Annotated in this window: 15 protein-coding genes; 9 read left to right on the top strand and 6 right to left on the bottom strand. The window is 68.4% G+C overall.

Annotated elements, in window-relative coordinates:
* Positions 1–41: 41 nt before the first annotated feature.
* A complete protein-coding gene (locus FHP25_RS32435) occupies positions 42–2,120 on the bottom strand; it encodes an elongation factor G (RefSeq protein WP_147851145.1) in 2,079 nt (692 codons plus the stop codon).
* Positions 2,121–2,377: 257 nt separating this feature from the next.
* On the opposite strand from FHP25_RS32435, the gene FHP25_RS32430 reads away from it, so the two are divergent.
* Entirely contained in the window at positions 2,378–3,313 is a 936-nt protein-coding gene (locus FHP25_RS32430; RefSeq protein WP_147851144.1) for a formylglycine-generating enzyme family protein, read from the top strand.
* 160 nt (positions 3,314–3,473) lie between these two features.
* Here FHP25_RS32430 and FHP25_RS32425 read toward each other — a convergent pair whose 3' ends face one another.
* A complete protein-coding gene (locus FHP25_RS32425) occupies positions 3,474–4,676 on the bottom strand; it encodes a pyridoxal phosphate-dependent aminotransferase (RefSeq protein WP_147851171.1) in 1,203 nt (400 codons plus the stop codon).
* A gap of 220 nt (positions 4,677–4,896) precedes the next feature.
* On the opposite strand from FHP25_RS32425, the gene FHP25_RS32420 reads away from it, so the two are divergent.
* On the top strand, positions 4,897–5,307 hold the full coding sequence (locus FHP25_RS32420; RefSeq protein WP_147851143.1) for a hypothetical protein: 411 nt from the start codon (positions 4,897–4,899) through the stop codon (positions 5,305–5,307).
* 20 nt (positions 5,308–5,327) lie between these two features.
* Here the strand turns inward: FHP25_RS32420 and FHP25_RS32415 are convergent, their stop codons facing one another.
* From FHP25_RS32415 to FHP25_RS32405, 3 genes are read right to left on the bottom strand one after another with little or no spacing between them, the layout of a single operon-like run.
* Complete coding sequence (locus FHP25_RS32415; RefSeq protein ID WP_147851142.1) at positions 5,328–6,146, bottom strand: transglutaminase family protein; 819 nt, start codon at positions 6,144–6,146, stop codon at positions 5,328–5,330.
* Positions 6,147–6,163: 17 nt separating this feature from the next.
* Positions 6,164–7,093 carry an alpha-E domain-containing protein gene (locus FHP25_RS32410; protein WP_147851141.1) on the bottom strand — a complete coding sequence of 310 codons (930 nt, stop codon included), beginning with the start codon at positions 7,091–7,093 and terminating at the stop codon, positions 6,164–6,166.
* 21 nt (positions 7,094–7,114) lie between these two features.
* Positions 7,115–8,575 (bottom strand): circularly permuted type 2 ATP-grasp protein, encoded by a 1,461-nt coding sequence (locus FHP25_RS32405; RefSeq protein WP_408068560.1) that lies wholly within the window; start codon positions 8,573–8,575, stop codon positions 7,115–7,117.
* Positions 8,576–8,816: 241 nt separating this feature from the next.
* Here FHP25_RS32405 and FHP25_RS32400 point away from each other — a divergent pair, with 241 nt between their 5' ends.
* Positions 8,817–9,812 carry a Bug family tripartite tricarboxylate transporter substrate binding protein gene (locus FHP25_RS32400; protein WP_147851140.1) on the top strand — a complete coding sequence of 332 codons (996 nt, stop codon included), beginning with the start codon at positions 8,817–8,819 and terminating at the stop codon, positions 9,810–9,812.
* A 107-nt stretch (positions 9,813–9,919) separates the two neighbouring features.
* Here the strand turns inward: FHP25_RS32400 and FHP25_RS32395 are convergent, their stop codons facing one another.
* Entirely contained in the window at positions 9,920–10,768 is an 849-nt protein-coding gene (locus tag FHP25_RS32395) for a metallophosphoesterase family protein (protein ID WP_178133951.1), read from the bottom strand.
* 222 nt (positions 10,769–10,990) lie between these two features.
* On the opposite strand from FHP25_RS32395, the gene FHP25_RS32390 reads away from it, so the two are divergent.
* From FHP25_RS32390 to FHP25_RS32365, 6 genes are all read left to right on the top strand, one after another.
* Complete coding sequence (locus FHP25_RS32390) at positions 10,991–11,980, top strand: zinc-dependent alcohol dehydrogenase family protein (protein ID WP_147851138.1); 990 nt, start codon at positions 10,991–10,993, stop codon at positions 11,978–11,980.
* Positions 11,981–12,180: 200 nt separating this feature from the next.
* Entirely contained in the window at positions 12,181–13,566 is a 1,386-nt protein-coding gene (locus FHP25_RS32385; RefSeq protein WP_178133950.1) for an extracellular solute-binding protein, read from the top strand.
* Positions 13,563–14,471 (top strand): carbohydrate ABC transporter permease, encoded by a 909-nt coding sequence (locus tag FHP25_RS32380; protein ID WP_147851136.1) that lies wholly within the window; start codon positions 13,563–13,565, stop codon positions 14,469–14,471. Before FHP25_RS32385 ends, FHP25_RS32380 begins: the two co-directional genes overlap by 4 nt.
* Positions 14,468–15,313, top strand: coding sequence for a carbohydrate ABC transporter permease (locus FHP25_RS32375; RefSeq protein ID WP_147851135.1), 846 nt, complete (start codon positions 14,468–14,470; stop codon positions 15,311–15,313). The genes FHP25_RS32380 and FHP25_RS32375 overlap by 4 nt, the downstream gene beginning before the upstream one ends.
* A 27-nt stretch (positions 15,314–15,340) precedes the next feature.
* On the top strand, positions 15,341–16,420 hold the full coding sequence (locus FHP25_RS32370) for a Gfo/Idh/MocA family protein (protein WP_147851134.1): 1,080 nt from the start codon (positions 15,341–15,343) through the stop codon (positions 16,418–16,420).
* A 4-nt stretch (positions 16,421–16,424) separates the two neighbouring features.
* The gene (locus FHP25_RS32365) at positions 16,425–18,314 is read left to right on the top strand and encodes a thiamine pyrophosphate-dependent enzyme (RefSeq protein ID WP_147851133.1); all 1,890 of its coding nucleotides are present in this window, start codon (positions 16,425–16,427) and stop codon (positions 18,312–18,314) included.
* Position 18,315 lies beyond the last annotated feature (1 nt).

The raw sequence follows: 18,315 nt of genomic DNA, 5'->3' as shown, positions 1-18,315 counted from the left end.
ATGCGATCGGCCTGCGCTCTCGCGGGGCGAGGGGTGAAGGGCTACCGTCCCGCGGCGGCGCGGCGCTTGCCTTCCTCGGCCACCTTCTCGGCGGCGCGGCCGGCCATCTCCTGCAGGTGGTCAAACTCGGCATTGTACGTGCCCACGCCCTGGGTCGCCGAGCGGATCTCGATGATCAGGTCGCCGATCTCCGATTCGGGCATCAGGGCCGTGACCTCGTCCCAGCCCGGCCAGCCCGGCCGCCCGTCGAAGCCCAGCAGCTGGCCGCGGCGGCCCGACACCAGGCGCTGGATGCGCGACGTGGCATCGCTGGGCGCCGCGATGGTCACCTTCAGGATCGGCTCCAGCAGCACCGGGTCGCATTTCGGCATGGCCTCGGTCATGGCCACGCGCGCCGCCTGCTTGAACGACATCTCCGAGCTGTCGACGGTGTGATACTGCCCGTCGAACAGCATGACCGAGATGTCGACCACCGGCTGGCCCAGCGGCCCCTGCTTGAGGTAGTCGACCACACCCATCTCGACAGCCGGGATGAAGTTGCGCGGCACCACGCCGCCCACGATCTTGTCGATGAACCTGAAGCCCTCACCGCGGCCCAGCGGCTGGATCTCGATCTTGACGTCGCCGAACTGGCCATGGCCGCCGGTCTGGCGCTTGTAGCGGCCATGCTGCTGCGTGCCCTTGCGGATGGTCTCCTTGTAGGCGACGCGCGGCGGGCTGCTGTCGACCGGCACGTTATAGCGCGACGCCAGCTTCTCGAGCGCCACGCGCAGGTGCATCTCGCCCTGGCCGCGGATCAGAAACTCGCCGGTATCGTCGCGATGCCCGGCCGACAGCGACGAATCCTCCTCGATGATCTTGTGCAGGGCCGAGGACAGTTTCACCTCGTCACTGCGGTTCTTGGGCATGATCGCCAGGCCATAGACCGGCGGCTCGGCAGCGGCATGGCCGGGCGCATCGGCGAGACCGTTGGCCGACAGGATCTGGCCGCTCGACAAGGCCTCGACCTTGGCCAGGGCCACCAGGTCGCCGGCCTTGGCTGCCACCTTGTCCAGCCGCTGGCCGAACAGGCGGAAGACGCCGCCGACCCGGGTCGATCCCAGCATCTGGCCTTCGGCGACGGCGCCTGCCCAGACCCGGCACAGCGACAGCTTGCCGGCATGCGCCTGGTGCGAGACCTTGAAGCATTCCGCCACCGTCGCGCCGTTGACCTCGACGCCGCGCCGCTTGGCGGTCTCGGGTGCGAAGGGCGCGTCATGGCGCAGCGCCTTGAGCAGGCGGCGCACGCCGCTCTCGTGCTCGCCGGCGCCCAGCAGCACCGGCGCGATCAGGTCGGCGCCGAACTCGTCATGCAGATCGCGGTAGATCAGGGATTTTTCGGGCGCCACGTCCTCGATCAGCTGCTCCAGCAGCGTGTCGTCGAACTCCGCCAGCGTCTCCAGCATCTCGCGCCGCGCATCGCTCTCGCGCGGCAGCAGCTCGGCCGGCATCTCGATCAGGTCCGAGGCGGCACCCTGCTTGTAGCGGTAGGCGCGCTCGCTCACCAGGTCGACATAGCCCTGGATCTCTTCGCTGCCGTCGGGGTTGACCTTGCGGATCGGCACCTGACGCAGCACCAGCTTGCGCTCCGACACCGACTGCAGGGCGGCCAGCAGGTCGCGCACGCGCGCATGCGCGGCGTCCATCTTGTTGACGAAGAACAGGTGCGGGATGCGCCGCGCCTCCAGCGCCCGCAGCAGCGGCGCCAGCACCGCGACGCGGTCCGGCACCGGCTCGCACACGATCACGGCGACGTCGCACACCGCCAGGGCGGCCTGCGTGTCGTGCTGGAACTCGATCGAGCCGGGGCAGTCGATGAAGGTCCAGGAATCGCCGAGATAGGTGCAGGATGCGACGTTGATCTCGGTGCCCATGCCGAGCTTGCGCGCCTCGGGCGCGCCGTCGCCGATGGACGAGCCGTCGCGCGGCCGGCCACGACGATTGATCGCGCCGGTAGCGTAGAGCAGCGTCTCCAGCAGCGTCGTCTTGCCCGAGAGATAAGGTCCGCACAGGGCGACGACGCGGTTGGCGCCGCCGCCCGCACGTTCCGAGCCCGTTGAGATGATGGTGTTTTCGGCCATGATAAATCCTTCCCGCGCGCCCGAACCCTTTTTTGGTCCGCGTGTCTCCCGGTCGTCGACCGGGCGGGAGCAGCCGTGGCACCCCCGCAACCGCGACGACAGGGCGACCAACGGGCCAAGCGTCCACCCGTCCACCCGGCCGAGTCAATGGCATCTGGGAAAAATGGCAGCGAAACGAGCGCCCGGGCGCGCCGCTGGAGCGGCCCGCCTGCGGCAGGTAGCATGCGTCATCGCGATGACCGTCCGGGGGAGGCGACATGATGGGGTTGCGTGTGCTGGTGTTCGTCCTGTCGCTGACCGCCGCGGCTGCGGCCTGGGCGCAACCACGCAGCTCATCGACCGTCCGCGACTGCCCGGACTGCCCCGAGATGGTGCTGATCCCCGGTGGGACCTTCGTCATGGGGGCGGCGCCGGGCGAGGAGGACCGCGAAGGCGTGCCGCCCCAGTCGCGCGGCCGGTCGCAGCCGCAGCATCAGGTCGTCGTGCGGCCCTTCCTGCTGGGCCGCTTCGAGGTGACCCGCGACGACTTCGCGCAATACATCAAGGCCACCCGCCATGTCATGGACGGCGCCTGCTGGACCGAGGGCAACGACGGCAAGCGCCGCGACTACAAGGGCTTCAGCTGGCAGCAGCCCGGCTTCCCGCAGACCGGACGCGACCCGGTGGTGTGTGTGAACTGGTTCGAGGCGCGGGGATACGCCGGCTGGCTATCGCAGCGCACCGGCAAGCGCTACCGCCTGCCCAGCGAGGCGGAGTGGGAGTATGCCGCGCGTGCCGGCAGCACCGGCCCGCGGCCGTTCACGGCCGACGCCGCAAGCTTCTGCAAGCACGCCAATGTCGGCGATCTGGCGCTGGCCGAGGCCTACAAGCACCGCAAGGACGCGGCGCGCTACGGCATATGCTCGGACGGCTATCCGTTCACGTCGCCGGTCGGCGCCTTCCCGCCCAACCCCTTCGGCCTCTACGACATGCTGGGCAACGCCTGGGAGTGGACCGAGGATTGCTGGAATCCGACCTATGACGGGGCGCCGCCGGACGACAAGCCGCGCTATTCGGGCGAGTGCGACAAGCGCGTCGTGCGCGGCGGCGGCTGGTTCAACGAGCCGTGGCGCGCCCGCTCGGCGTTCCGTTTCCGCGACTCCAACGGCCATAACGGCAACATGCTCGGCTTCCGCCTGGCCCGCGACCCGTAGGACAAGGCTCCTCTCCCGCCGTGCGGGAGAGGAAGGGGCCCATCGTGCGCAGCACGATGGGAAGGTGAGGGGATACGGACGAGGTGCCGAGCATGCAGGCCCTCACCCGTCGCGCTGCGCGCGCCGACCTCTCCCGCTTGCGGGAGAGGTGAAGACCCGCCTACGCCAGCGCGGCGCAGGCGCGCTGGATGCGCCGGCCTGCTTCCTCCAGCAGCTCCGTCGCCGTGGCGTAGGAGATGCGGAAGTTCGGGCCCATGCCGAACGCCGAGCCCTGCACTACCGACAGGCCCTCGCTCTCCAGCAGGTAGCCGGCGAAGTCGGTATCGGTGGCGATGATCTTGCCGGCCGGTGTCTTCTTGCCGATCACGCCGGCGCAGGACGGATAGACGTAGAACGCGCCTTCCGGGCGCGTGCACTTGATGCCGCGCGCCTGGTTCAGCATCGACACGATCAGGTCGCGCCGCTGCCTGAAGACGGCATTGTTCCTGGGGATGAAGTCGCTGGGCCCGTTGAGCGCCGCCGTGGCGGCCGCCTGGCTGATCGAGCTGGCGTTCGACGTGCTCTGCGACTGGATGGTCGACATGGCCGTGATCAGCTTCTGCGGCCCGGCGCCGTAGCCGATGCGCCAGCCGGTCATGCAATAGGCCTTGGACACGCCGTTCATGGTCAGCGTGCGCTCATAGAGCTTCGGCTCGACCTCGGCCGGGGTGTGGAACTCGAAGTCGTCGTAGACGAGCTTCTCGTACATGTCGTCGGTCAGCACCCAGACATGCGGGTGCTTCAGCAGCACGTCGCAGATCGCGCGCATCTCGGCGTAGCTGTAGGCGGCGCCGGTCGGGTTGCTGGGCGAGTTCAGGATCAGCCACTTGGTCTTGGGCGTGATCGCGCGGTCGAGGTCCTCGGGCTGCAGCTTGAAGCCCTTGGACTCCGGGCAGTCCACGATCACCGGCGTGCCGTCGGCCACCAGCACCATCTCCGGGTACGACACCCAGTACGGCGCCGGCACGATCACCTCGTCGCCGGCATCCAGCGTCGCCAGCATGGCGTTGAAGATCACCTGCTTGCCGCCGCTGCTGACGACCACCTGGTTGGGCGTGTACTCCAGCCCATGGTCGCGCTTGAGCTTGCCGCAGATCGCCTGCCGCAGCGCCGGGGTGCCGGCGATGGCGGTGTAGCGGGTGTCGTTCTCGCGGATCGCCTTGTAGGCGGCTTCCTTGATGTGATCGGGGGTCGGAAAATCCGGCTCGCCCGCCGCCAGGCCGATCACGTCCTTGCCCGCCGCTTTCATCTCCAGGAACTTGCCCTGCGCGGCGTTCGTGGGAGACGGCTTGATGCGGCTGAGGCGTTCGGCGATGAAGGCCATGGTCACGGAATCCGTAGGAAAGGCGTCCGGCAGCGCCCCGGACAGGGGGCCCAAAAAGGGCGGCGCAACCTAACGATGCCTCCGGCGCGATGCAAGGCAGCCTGCAGTGCAAAATTGTATGGGCACAATGCGCTTCGGCAGGCCGGTTGCGGCGTGGCTTGCATCGTCTCTGCGCTTATCCGAGCATGGCTGCCGGGTGGTCGACGAAGCGAGGGCAGCTATGCGTGGCGACGGGCGGATCGGCGGCTGGGCGCGGCGCTCGGCGCTCGTGCTGGTGGCGGCGACGGGCGCTTTGTGGCCACCGGCGGCGGCGCGGGCGCAGATGGGCGCCACGGTCTGGCTGGCGACCTCGACGGCGGCGCACGACGTGCTGGCCAATTGCCTGGCCAAGGCGATGTGGAACGAGTTCGTCACCGCGCCGGTGGTGTTCGCGCCGCCCCGGCGGGCCGCCTACGTCAATCTATGGCCGCGCGCCTCGCAGCCGGTCGATCCGGTGGCGACGTTCCAGATCGAGCCGCAGCAGGACGGCCTGATGCGCATCGGCTGGCACCGCCTGGCCAACGCCCCGGCCGGCGCCCGCTGGGATGCCAGCGCCAAGGCTGCCGCGAGCCGCTGCGCCGCCGGTCCGTAACGCGGTCCCTGCGCTGCCGGTCAATCGATCTGGCGCACCATGGCCTCGACGGTCATCTCGGCGTCGCCGCCGGGGCCGATGCGGCGGCCGGTCACCGGCGCGGCCTCGGTGTAGTCGAGCCCGACGGCCAGCTTCAGGTAGTCGTGTGTCGGCGAGGCGTTGTTGGCGGGATCGAAGCCGACCCAGCCCAGCCCCGGCACCAGCGCCTCGCCCCAGGCCGGGCAGGGCGACCCGATCTTGTGGCCGTTGTCGGTGCGCATGTAGCCGCTGACATAGCGCGCCGGCACCCCCAGGCGGCGGCAGCAGGCCACGAAGACCTGCGCCAGGTCCTGGCACACGCCCTCGCCGCGGTCGAAGGCATGCAGCGCATCGGTCTTCACGTCCGAGACGCCGACCCGATAGGTGATGCGCTCGTGCACCCGCTGCATCAGCTCATGCAGCAGCGGCACGTGATCGCGGCTGTCCGCGACACGCGGCGCCAGGCCGGCGATGAGCGGGTCGAGACGTGCATCGTGGCGCGCCAGCCCGTGGTTGCGCAGCCAGAACGTGGCCGGCAGCGGCTCGCGTTCGGCGTATTGCAGCCAGCTGTCGTCGCCAACCCACTCGTAGATGCCTTCGACCGCGATCTCGACATGGCTGTGGCGCTGCGCCACCGAGAATGTCGTGATCGAATTGCCGTGCCCGTCGCGCCACTCGGCGCGCCGGCCTGGCCCGCGCACCGACCACGAGACCAGCCGCTGCCCGGCCGCCGGCCGCGGCACCAGCCGCGCATCGTGGATCGAATGGCTGGCCGGCTCGGCGAACCGGAAGCGTGTGACATGGTTGACCGCGACGCGCATGCGCAGGCTCCGTCACCTCACTCGAAGAGGAACTGGCGGCCGATCTCGTCGCTGAGCTGCGCCATGCGCAGGCCGAGATCTTCCAGGTACGGACGCAGGCCGGCCTCGAAGACGTCCTCGATGCGGGCGTAGCGGACATGGGCATGCAGGGCGCCGGCCTGGCGGTCGGCTTCGCCGCGGGTGCCGTAGGTCTCGGCCAGCTCGCGCATGCTGAGATCGACCTGCCACAGGCAATGATGCACCGAGCGCGGCAGGTCGCGGCGCAGCACCATCAGCTCGGCGACCCGCGTCGGCTCGATCCGGCTGCGATAGATGCGCCGATAGGTGCGCACCGCGCCGACGCAGGCCAGGATCTCCGACCATTCATAGTAGTCGGCGCTGCCATGCTGCGGGTCGCCATCCGGGCACAGGCGGTGGAACTTCACGTCGAGCACGCGGGTGGTGTTGTCGGCGCGTTCCAGGTAGCTGCCGATCTGCAGGAAGCAGTAGGCGTCGTCACGCAGCAGGGTCGACTGGGTGGCCCCGGCGATCATCGTGGTCTGCTTCGTGACCATCTCCAGCAGCGCGCCGCGGTCGACGGCGGCACGCGGCAGGCGGGTCTGCGTGGCCACGTCCAGCCACAGCGCGTTGAGGCTCTCCCAGACATCGACCGTGAGGTTGTTGCGCTCGGCGCGGGCGTTGTTGCGCGCCGCGCGCACGGTGCTGACCAGGCTCGACGGGTTGGTGTCGTCGAGCGTCATGAAATCGACCAGGTCGTCGAGCGTGCCCTGCGGATGGCGGGCGAAGAACTCGGTGCGCAGCGCGTAGATGTCGGCGACCGTGCCGGCTTCCGATGCGCCGGACTGCAGCGCCATGCGCTGCGTCGACTCCAGCACCCGCGCCGTGTTCTTGGCCCGGTGCAGATAGCGGCCCATCCAGTAGAGGTTCTTGGCCGTGCTGCTGAGCATGGCTGGCTTATCCCGCCCCCTTCATTGTGTGTCGCCGCCGCGGCCGCCCAGCACCCAGGTGTCCTTGGTGCCGCCGCCCTGGCTCGAGTTCACGACCAGCGAGCCTTCCTTGAGGGCCACGCGCGTGAGGCCACCCGGCGTGATGAACACCTCGCCGGTGCGGCGCGACAAAATGAACGGGCGCAGGTCGACATGGCGTGGCGCCACGCCGGCGTCGACGAAAGTGGGGCAGGTGCTGAGCGCCAGGGTCGGCTGCGCGATATAGGCATCGGGCCGCGCCTTGAGCAGGCCGCGGAACTCCTCGATCTCGGCCTTGGTCGAGGTCGGGCCGACCAGCATGCCCTTGCCGCCCGATCCGTGCACTTCCTTGACGACGATCTCGGGCAGGTGCTCGAGCATGTACTTGAAGTCGTCGGCCCTGTCGCCGCGCCAGGTCGGCACGTTGCTGAGGATCGGCTCCTCGCCGAGGTAGAAGCGGATCATGTCGGGCACGTAGAGATACGTCGACTTGTCATCGGCCACGCCGTTGCCGATGGCGTTCACGACATTGACCCGGCCCATGCGCAGCGCGCCGATCAGGCCCGGCACGCCGAGATAGGAGTCGGGCCGGAAGGCCAGCGGATCGAGGAACGAATCGTCGATGCGCCGGTAGATCACGTCGACGCGCTGCGGTCCGCGCGGCGTGCGCATGTAGACGCGGCCTTCGTCGACGAACAGATCGGTGCCCTCGACCAGCTCGATGCCCATCTCGTCGGCCAGGAACGCATGCTCGAAATAGGCGCTGTTGTAGTGCCCCGGCGTCAGCAGCACGACATTGGGCTCGCCGTCGTCGCTGAACGACACCGAGCGCAGGGTGTTCAGCAGCTCCTCGGTGTAGCTGGCGACCGGCCGCACCGCCATGCGCGCGAACAGCTCCGGCGCCAGCCGCATCATCACCTCGCGGTTCTCCAGCACGTAGGAGATGCCCGACGGCGTGCGGACATTGTCCTCCAGGACATAGAATTCCTTCTCGCCGACCCGCACCAGGTCGATGCCGGCGATATGCACATGGATGTCGCCGGGCAGCTTCAGGTCCTGGGCCAGCGGCGCGAACTCGCCGTTGAGCAGCAGCTGCGCCTCCGGGATGATGCCGGCGCGGCAGATCTCGCGCTGGCCGTAGGCATCGGCGAGGAAAGCATTGAGCGCCCGCACGCGCTGCGACAGGCCGCGCTCGAGGAAGGCCCATTCGTCGGCCGCGATCACCCGCGGGATGATGTCGAACGGGATCGTGGTCTCGTGGCCGTCGACGGCGCCGTAGGCGCCGAAGGTGATGCCGGCCCGGCGATAGAAAGCGTCGACCTCTCGCCGCTTGGCTTCGATCGCCGTCATGGGGGTGTGCTGCAGCCAGCCGGCGATGGCCCGGTACGGCGCGCGCACCCCATCGGGCGCGCTGCGCATCTCGTCGAACGCCGCTGTTCCCCCCATGCCGGACCCGACCTCCATGCGTTCGCTCGGTCCACCTACCCAGCTTACAAGCAAATTCCTTGCCGACGGAAGGCGCTATCGTCGTGCTGCAAAGCTTCCGCTGCTTCGGCGCCGGCTTGCCGGGTGGGCGGCCATGGGCGACTGTATGGTTCCGGGCCTCCGGCCGGCCGTTGCGCCGATGCCTTCGGTGCGCCGCCTGTGGTCGAGGCCCTCAAGGCGCCGGCGATAGACCGGACGCCGCTTGCGAGGGGGGTAAGAGATGCGCCGGATTCGTCGCCGTTCCTTGGTCCAGGGTGCGTCGCTGCTGGCGGGTGCCGGCCTTCTTTCGATGCCCGCGGCTGTCCGCGCGCAGGCCGCGTGGCCGACCAGGACGATCACGATCATCGTGAACTTCGCGCCCGGCGGCCTGACCGACGGTATTGCCCGCGTCTTTGGCGAATATGCTTCGAAGAAGCTGGGCCAGCAGATCGTGATCGACAACAAGCCCGGTGCCGGCGGCAATATCGGCGCCGCCCTGGTGGCGCGCGCCGCGCCCGACGGCTACACGTTCCTGCATACCGTCTCCGGCACGATGGTGCAGAACCGCGTTCTCTACAGCACGCTGGGCTTCGATCCCGACAAGGATTTCGTGCCGGTCTCGGCAACCTCGTCGGGCGAGCTGCCGGTGGCGGTGCACAAGTCGGTGCCGGTCAGCAGCATTGCCGAGCTGATCGACTACGCGCGCAGGAACAAGGTCAGCTTCGGGTCCTGGGCGCCCGGATCGGCCGCCCATATCGTCTGCGCCAAGCTCAACGAGCTCTATGGGCTGCAGATGGAGGTCGTGCACTACCGCGGCGAGGGCCCGATGTGGCAGGACATGGGGTCGGGCTCGCTGCAGGCCGCGATGGGCAGCTACCAGGCCCTGCGGCCGCTGCTCGTGAACGGCACCATCCGGCTGATCGCGCTGCCGGCGCGGCGGCGCAATGCCAAATTCGCGGACCTGCCGACCATGACCGAGCAGGGCTATACGCATGCTGCATTCAGCCAGTTCGGGTGGCTCGGCCTGTTTGCGCCGGCCGGCACGCCGCCCGATGTCGTCAGGCGCATGTCGGCGCTGTGGGTCGAGGCCGCCGACTCCGAGGGCGGCCGCAAGATGTACGATACCTTCGGCCTGCACGAGAAGCCGCTGACCCACGAGGAGATGGCGGCCGACTACGAGCGGCTCAAGGCCCGCATGCTTCCCCTGGTGCGCGAGCTGGGCGTGAAGCTGGAGTGAGCAAGGTCACGGCTGTCATCCCGAGCGCAGCGAGGGATCTCCCGCGGCAAGGCGCACCGTGCGCTATTCGCAGGAGATCCCTCGCTACGCTCGGGATGACAGGTTCGCTAAGCCGCCTGCGGCGGGCAGGGCGGCATGTCGCGCAGGAATTTGTAGCGCCCGTGGCCCTTGATCGTGGCGAGGTCCAGCTCGGCCATGCCGGTGGGACGCAGCAGCTCGATCACCGGCGTGGTGCCGGCGAAATCGATGGCGAGCATCCCCGGACGCGGGTCGCCGCCCAGCGACTGGCTCGGCATGAAGGCTGTCGAGGGGGCCCAGACGTGGCGCAGGCCCTGGACCGTGCGGTCGCGGTATTGATGCAGATGGCCGCTGACGACCAGCGCGCCCCCGGCGTCGCGCAGCGTCGCCAGCAGCGTCTGGCGCGGCGCCAGGTTGAGGCTGCTGGTGGTCGCTTCCGGCTCACCGGCCGCCTCGAGGAACAGGGGCTTGTGAAGAAAAAGCGCGATCTGCCGTCCGGCCGCCGCCGCCAGCGCCGTGTCCAGCCACGCCTGCTGTGTCTCTTCCGCCGGCAGGCTCGAGCCGAAGAGCTGCGCATTCACGCCGATCAGCCGCCAGCCGGCCAGGTCGAAGGACCAGCGATCCGCGCCGAAAGCAGTGTTCCAGCGCGACAGCCGGCCGTCATCCACGAGCTGCTCGGCATCCTGGCCGGGCGGCTCGTCGCCCACGTCGTGGTTGCCCGGCAGGGCCAGCACGCGCGGCGCCAGCCGACGCAGCGCCGCGGCGGCGAACGCGACCTCGGCGTCGCTGTCCGGCCCGTTGATGCAGAGATCGCCGGTGACGATCACGGCGGCCGGCGCCATCGCGTTGGCCGCGTCCCGCGCCAGGGTCCAGTTGTTCCAGAAGAAGCCATGGGTTGGCGACAGGTGCAGATCCGACAGAACCAGGACTCGGGTCATGTGCGTATCCCTTGGGGCAATCCCGTCTCGATGCCGCTGGCCGGCCGGCCGATCGCGATGACTCGGTGCATGGGCCGCCGCAGCTTCCGACGTGGGTAGGATGCATGCATGTCTATGGACCGGGCATGACAATCGAATAACCTGTCCGTGACATTTCGACGATGCGTGCGGCCCAAGGAGCATCCACGGGCCGCATTCGAGGTGGACGAGGGAGATGACGTCATGAAGCAGGTGTTGCTCGACAGCTACGGCGTGCCGCAGGGCGTGGCGCGCTGCGCCGAAGTGCCGGATGTGGGGGCGCCGGGTCCGGGCGAGGTGGTGTTCGACGTGCTGCTGTTTCCGATCAACCCGGCCGACGTCTGGTTCTGCCGGGGCAGCTACCGGCTCAAGCCGCCGCTGCCGTCGACGCCGGGCGCCGAATGCATCGGCCGGGTGACGGCGGTCGGCTCAGGCGTGTCGCATGTCAAGGCAGGCGACCTGGTGATCAACCTGCAGCGTGAGAACTGGGCCCAGAAGCGCCGCGTGAAAGGTGACGATGTCATCGCCGTGCCGCCCGGGCTCGACCTGAAGCAGGCGGCGATGCTGCGCATCAACCCGCCGACGGCGCTGCTGATGCTGACTGACATGACGGACCTGAAGCCCGGCGACTGGGTGGTCCAGAACGTCGCCAACTCGGCGGTGGGGCGCCTGGTCATTCCGCTGGCCAAGGCGCGTGGCCTGAAGACGGTGAACGTGGTGCGCCGCGCTTCGCTGTTCGCCGACCTCAAGGCGCTGGGCGCCGATGCCTGCGTGGTCGACGGGCCGGATCTGGCCGATCGGGTGGCGGCTGCCACCGGCGGCGCGCCGGTCCGGCTCGGGCTCGACGCGGTCTCGGGCGCCGCAACAGCGCGGCTCGCGGCCTGTGTCGCCGATGGTGGCGTGGTCTGCAACTACGGCGCCATGAGCGGCGAGGATCCGACAGTCAGCCGCAGCGACCTGATCTATCGCGGGCTCAATCTCACCGGCTTCATGCTCGGCCGGTTCATGGCCAGGCGCAGCCTGGCGCAGATCCGCGACATCTACGCCGATCTCGGGCGGCAGCTCCTGGATGGCCGGCTGTCGGCGCCGGTCGAGAAGATCTACGCCATCGACGACATCAAGGAGGCGCTCGTGCGGGCGCAGGAAGGCGAGCGCTCCGGCAAGATCCTGGTGGCGCCCAACGGCATGATCTGAAGCCAGCTTGGCGGCACCTCACCCGATCGGGTGAGGTCAGGTCGCGCCTTCGGGACCATCGCGAGCGCAAACCCTCCATCCTCTCCGGCGGCACGTTGACAACCGCAGGGCGCCACGTTACGCCTATTTCTAACAAAACAATGACTGTTGTCGACAATGAAACAACATCATCACGCCCAAGAACGAGAGGAGACGAGGAGATGTCCCACCACCCTGGACTGACCCGGCGGGCCGCGGTCGCCATGCTCGGCCTGCCGGCCCTGTGGCCGGCCGCCGCCGCGGCGCAGGGCTTCATCCCCGGCACGTTGCCGCCTCTGAAGGCGGGCAAGCCCTATGCCGGCACCACCATCAAGGTGCCGACGCAGAAGGGCTGGGCGAGCTTCGCGCCGGCCGTCGAGCTGACGAAGAATTTCGAGGACCTGACGGGGATCAAGGTCCAGTACGACATGATCCCGGGCAGCGAGATCGGCCCGAAGCAATTGCTCGCCGTGTCGCAGAGCAGCGGCACCTACGACGTCGTGACCCAGCACGCTGCGACCTTCGGCAGCTTCTTCCGCTTCCTGCAGCCGGTCGATGACCGCATCGCGGCGACCTGGGGCAGCGTCGAGAAGTTCGAGAGCTGGTTCTTCCCGGCGCAGAAGGGCGTCAAGGGGCGCGACGGCAAGCACTACTTCGTGCCGTTCCACGCCAACGCGCAGATCGGCTACTACCGCAAGGCGCTGTTCGAGGATGCGCAGGAGCGGGCGGCCTTCAAGGCGAAATACGGCTACGACCTTGCGCCGCCGACCACGATCGAGCAGGTCCGCGACATCGCCACGTTCTTCACCCGTCCCGACAAGAACCTTTATGGCCTTACCGCCAACTGGGGTGCCGGCCAGGGCTACGTCGCCTTCATCGGCTACTACAGCGACACTGGGCGCGACCTGCTGGACGCAAACTTCCAGCCGACAATGAAGACACCGGAGGGGCGCGCCAAGGCGATCGAGATCCTGCGCTTCATGCAGGACAGCATCCACAAGGCGAAGATCGTCAACCCTGATTCGGCGAACTTCCAGACCGGTCAGGTGTCCGACTTCTTCCTCTCCGGCGCCTCGGCCATGGCCTATGGCTGGCTGTCCGACTACTGGACCTTCATGCAGAAGCCGGAGAACACCAGGCAGGTGGGCCCGGTCGGCGCCTTCCGCTTCCCGTCATTCGGCGGCAAGCCGGCGGGTGGCTTCAGCTCGTGGTGGGTCATGGGCATCCCGAAGGACTCCAAGCACCCCGATGCCGCCTGGGAATACATCAAATGGCTGCTCAACGAGAGCCCGCAGATCGAGATGGCCGCCGGCCAGCTGCCGCCGATCAAGACGCTGGCCTACCGCACCGCGGTCGAGCCGGGCGGCGTCAATCCGCGGGCGCTCTATGACGCCTTCGTCGAGGCGCGCATCGCCATCCAGGTGCCGGAGATGTCGCAGCAGCCGAACCGCAAGGGCATCGAGCTCTACACCCAGCTGATCGCCAACAAGATCACACCGGAGAAGTTCGTCGACGACTACGTCGCCGAGGTGGAGAAGACCCTCAAGGCAGCCGGGTACATCAAGTGAGCAGCCGGGCGGCCAGCATTGCCCGTCCCGACCGGTCCGGCCGCTACCTGCTGGGGGCGCTGCTGGCGCTCCCGTTCATCTATGTCGCGGTCTTCTACGCCTATCCGATCTACAAGGTGGTGGCGCTCAGCCTGCGCGACTATCAGATCGCCTACGGCATCGACGACTGGGTCGGCCTCGACAACTACGCCACGCTGCTGTCCGACGCCGAGACCTGGCTCACCATCGCCAGGACGCTGCTCTACACGGCGATCTGCGTGTCGGTGTCCTTCGGCCTCGGGCTGGGGATGGCGCTATTGACCGTGGCCCTGGCCGATGCGTTCGCGGAACGCTACGGCCGGATCTTCCGGCACATCGTCATCGCGCCGATGATCTTCGTGCCTGCCGCCGCCGGCGTCATGTGGGCCTTCGCCTACACCGAGCACTACGGCTGGGTGAACCACATCCTGTTGGCGCTGGGCCTGCCTGCCTATCCCTGGCTGGTGTCGGACGCGGCATTCTTTCTGGTCATGGTGACCGACATCTGGGGCTGGACGCCTTTCATCTACCTGATCCTGCTCGCCGCCTTGCAATCGCTGCCCCAGGAGCCGATCGAGGCGGCGCGCGTCGACGGCGCCAACGCCTGGCAAGTGTTCCGCTACGTGACGCTGCCGCTTCTGAAGCCGGTCATCGTCATCGCGCTCACCATCAAGACCCTCGATACCTATCGCGCGTTCGACTACCTCTGGATCATGACCAAGGGCGGTCCGGGCACGTCGTCGACCACGCTGAACCTCGCCACGTACAAAACGGCATTCCAGAGCCTCACTTTCGGCAACGCCAGCGCGCTGGCCGTGATCACGATGATCTTCCCGCTGGCGGTGATGATCCTTCTTCTCGTGCTGCGCCGGCGGCAGACGCCATGAACCGCTCGTTCGCGTACCGCGCCAGCCTCGTGCTCATGGCGATCCTGGCCGCGCTGTGGACGCTGTTTCCTTTCGCCTGGTATTTCCTGGTCTCTCTGACGACGCCGGGGCACATCCCCCGGCGGTTCAGCTTTCCCGACGTCATCACATTCCAGTCTTATGTCGCAGCGCTGCTGGGCGGCGGCACCGAAGGGACGACGGCCAACGTCTCGATCCTGCCGAACCTCATCAATTCGTTCATCGTCGCCGGCCTCACGGTCGCCGGCTGCACGGTGCTGGGATTCGGCGCCGCCTATGTCTTCTCGCGTGGCCGCTCGACAGTGCTGAGCGTCCTGTTCAACGGCCTGCTGGTCATCCGCATGACGCCGGCGGTGTCGCTGGCGGTGCCGATATACCTGATGATCAACAGCTACGGCCTGGCCGACACGCATCTGGGCCTGTCCCTCGTGCACACGATGCTGTCGCTGCCGCTGGCGATCTGGCTGCTCAAGGGCTTCATCGACGGCATCCCGACCGAGATCGAGGAGGCAGCGCTGATCGACGGCGCCAGCGTGCCGCAGACGCTGCGCTACATCATCATCCCGCTGGCGGCGCCGGGCATCGCCGTGTCGGCATGCTTCGTGTTCCTGGCGAGCTATGTCGAGTTCATGTTCGCCTCGATCCTGTCGCGCGGCACCGCCGACACCCTGCCCATCGCCATCGCCGGCTACAACTCGGAACACCAGACCTTCTACAACGAGATGGCGGCGGCCTCGTTCATGTCGATGATCCCGCTGTTCGCCTTCTTCTACGTCGCCGGCCGATACATGGTCAGGGGCCTGACCATGGGCGCCGTGAAGTGACGTGAGCCACCAACCCGGAACCCGTCCATGAGCAAGCCATTACGTGTGGGCATTGTCGGCCTCGGCCGCATCTTCGACCTCAACGGCCTGGGCTACATCGGCCATCCCGAAGTCGAGGTTGTCGGCCTGTGCGATGTGCGCGAGGACACTGTCGCCAGCCGCCAAGCCTTGTTCCCAGGTGCGAGAGGCGTGACCCGCTACGAGGATCTGCTGGGTCTCGATCTCGACCTTGTCGATATCCTGTCGCCACATCCCTTGCACGAGCAGATGGCCGTCGCTGCCCTCGAGGCAGGCGCTCATGTCAGCGTCCAGAAGCCGATGGCGATGACCACCGGCGAATGCGATGCCATGATCGCGGCCGCGACGCGGACGGGAAAGCGGCTGAAGGTATTCGAGAACTTCGTCTTCTATCCGCCGCTGGTGAAGGCGCGGGAGCTGCTGCTGTCCGGCGCCATCGGTGCGCCCAGGCACTTTCGCATGAAGGTCGTGATCGGCGACCGATCGGGAGCATGGCACGTGCCGCCCGAGACCAACGCCTGGCGTCACGACATCGCCGCCAAGGGGCGCGGCGGCCCCCTGGTGTTCGACCATGGTCATCACATGATGGCCGTGGCGCTGTGGCTGTTCGGCGATGTCCGCGACTGCTTTGCCCAGATCGAGGAGACGCCGATGCCGGCCGGCTACGCCACGGACGCGCCCTCCACCCTGGTCTGGCGGCACCGCGAGCCGGCCATCCACGGGATGTGGGACGTCAGCCTGGCGCTGCAGATGAAGGTGCGCACCGACTACTATGCCAGCCACGAGCAGTTCGAGATCCAGGGCGAGCGCGGGCTGATCACCGTCAACCGCTGCTCGGACCGCCTGCTCGACGAGCCCGTGCTGACGCTGTACTGCGACGGCGAGGTGCGTGCCTGGCACAATATCGAGGACGACTGGGGCGAGAGCTTCCGGCGCTCGACGCTGCACTTCATCGACGTGCTGAAGGGCCGCGCCGACCAGCAGATCCTGACCGGGGAGGAGGGCCGGCGCGTCGTCGAGCTGTTCGACATGTTCGACCGCTCGTCGCGCGAGGCACGTCGCGTGACGCATCCGGATCTGGAGCGTTGACGACATGGACGTTCCCTCGGTTCCCGCGCACCGCGACGCTGCGGCACGCCGGGCGCGCGCGATCGCGCAGGCGGGTGGCGTCGCCGCGGCGATAGAGGCGGGTCTGCTGGCCGACACCGTGGACTGCACCGTCTCCGAGGCCCTGGTCATCGGCCTTCTGAAGCAGGGCGTGCGCAAGTACCTCGCGATTTTTGGTCACGGCTCGACCGATCTCGCCGAGGTGCTGCGCCTCTACGCGGCGGCCGGCGTCGTACGCGTCCACGCCTTCCGCAACGAGGTGGCGATGGCGCATGCGGCGACCGCGCTGCGCTGGCAGTATGGCGAGCAGGCCGCGGTCGTGACGTCGATCGGGCCGGGGGCGCTGCAGGCCATGGCCGCGTCGCTCGCCGCGGCGTCGAACGGTGTCGGAGTCTGGCACATCTACGGCGACGAGACGACCCACGACGAAGGCTTCAACATGCAGCAGATCCCCAAGCACCAGCAGGGGCTCTACGGGCAGCTCACGGCCGTGATGGGCGAGAGCTATGTGCTGCATACGCCGCAGGCCCTGCGCGCCGCCCTGCGGCGCGGCAGCATCCGGGTCAACCACCCCTATGGCGCCGGGCCGTTCTATCTGCTGCTGCCGATCAACGTTCAGCCGCAGGGCGTGCAGGGGCTGCGCCTGGCGAGCCTGCCCGATACGTTTGCGGCACCGCCGACCGTCGTCGCCGGCGATGCGCCGCTCGCCGCCGCGGTCGACCTGGTCCATCGGCACCGGCGCATCGTGATCAAGGCCGGCGGCGGCACCCGGCGCTTCGCCAAGCAGATCCGCGCCCTGGCCGGGGCCGTGGACGGTGTGGTCGTGCTGTCGCCGGGATCGCTCGGGGTGCTGGCGGACGATGATCCACGCAACATGCATGTTGGTGGCAGCAAGGGATCGTTGTCGGGCAACGCCGCGATGGCGGAGGCCGATCTGCTGATCGCCGTGGGCACGCGCGCCGTGTGCCAGTCGGACTGCTCCGGCGTCGGCTATCCCGCGGCGCAGGCCGTCATCAACATCAACGGCGATCTCGCCGATGCCGCGCACTACAACCGCACGGTCATGCTGCCCGGCGATATCGGCGAGGTCGTGGGCCGGCTCGTCGCGGCGCTCTCGGCGCGGCCGCCTTCGGCGGCCGATGCGTGGCGCGCGGCGTGCGCCGAGCGCAAGCGGCGCTGGCAGGAGATCTGCGTGCAGGCCGCCACCTGTCCGCCGTTGCTTGACGACGTCTGGCAGCGGCCCGTGCTCACCCAGCCGGCGGCGATCGGCGTGGTGCAGGCGATGGCGCGTGCGGCGGGCGCAACCTGCCTCTTCGACGCCGGCGACGTGCAGGCCAACGGATTCCAGCTTGCCCGGGACACTGCGCCGCTTCAGACCATCACCGAGGCCGGCGCCTCGTACATGGGCTTCGCCGCCAGCGCGCTGGTCGCGTCGGGCATGGCCGACCGGCCGCAGCGTGTCGTGGCGGTCACGGGCGACGGCTCGTTCATGATGAATCCGCAGGTGTTGATCGACGGTGTCGAGCACGGCGTTCGCGGCACGGTCGTGATGCTCGACAACCGGCGCATGGCCGCGATCTCGGCGCTGCAGGTCGCGCAGTATGGAGCCGCCTTCGCGACAAGCGACGGGGTGGAGGTCGACTACGTCGCGCTCGCCGGCGCGGTCAAGGCGGTGCGGGCGCTGCACGGGGGCCATACGGAAGCGGCGCTGCGTGCGGCCCTGGCCGAGGCCTTCGCCTATGACGGCCTGTCCTTCGTGCATGTCCCGGTGTATTTCGGTCCCGACCCGCGTGCCGGGCTGGGCACTTACGGGCGCTGGAACGTCGGCAACTGGGTGGACGAGGTCCAGGACATGTATCGCGTGCAGAACCTCTGAG

This window comes from Vineibacter terrae (genome assembly GCF_008039615.1).
In the GTDB taxonomy this organism is placed as follows: Bacteria; Pseudomonadota; Alphaproteobacteria; order Reyranellales; family Reyranellaceae; genus Vineibacter; species Vineibacter terrae.
This window is presented reverse-complemented; position numbering and strand designations above follow the sequence as displayed.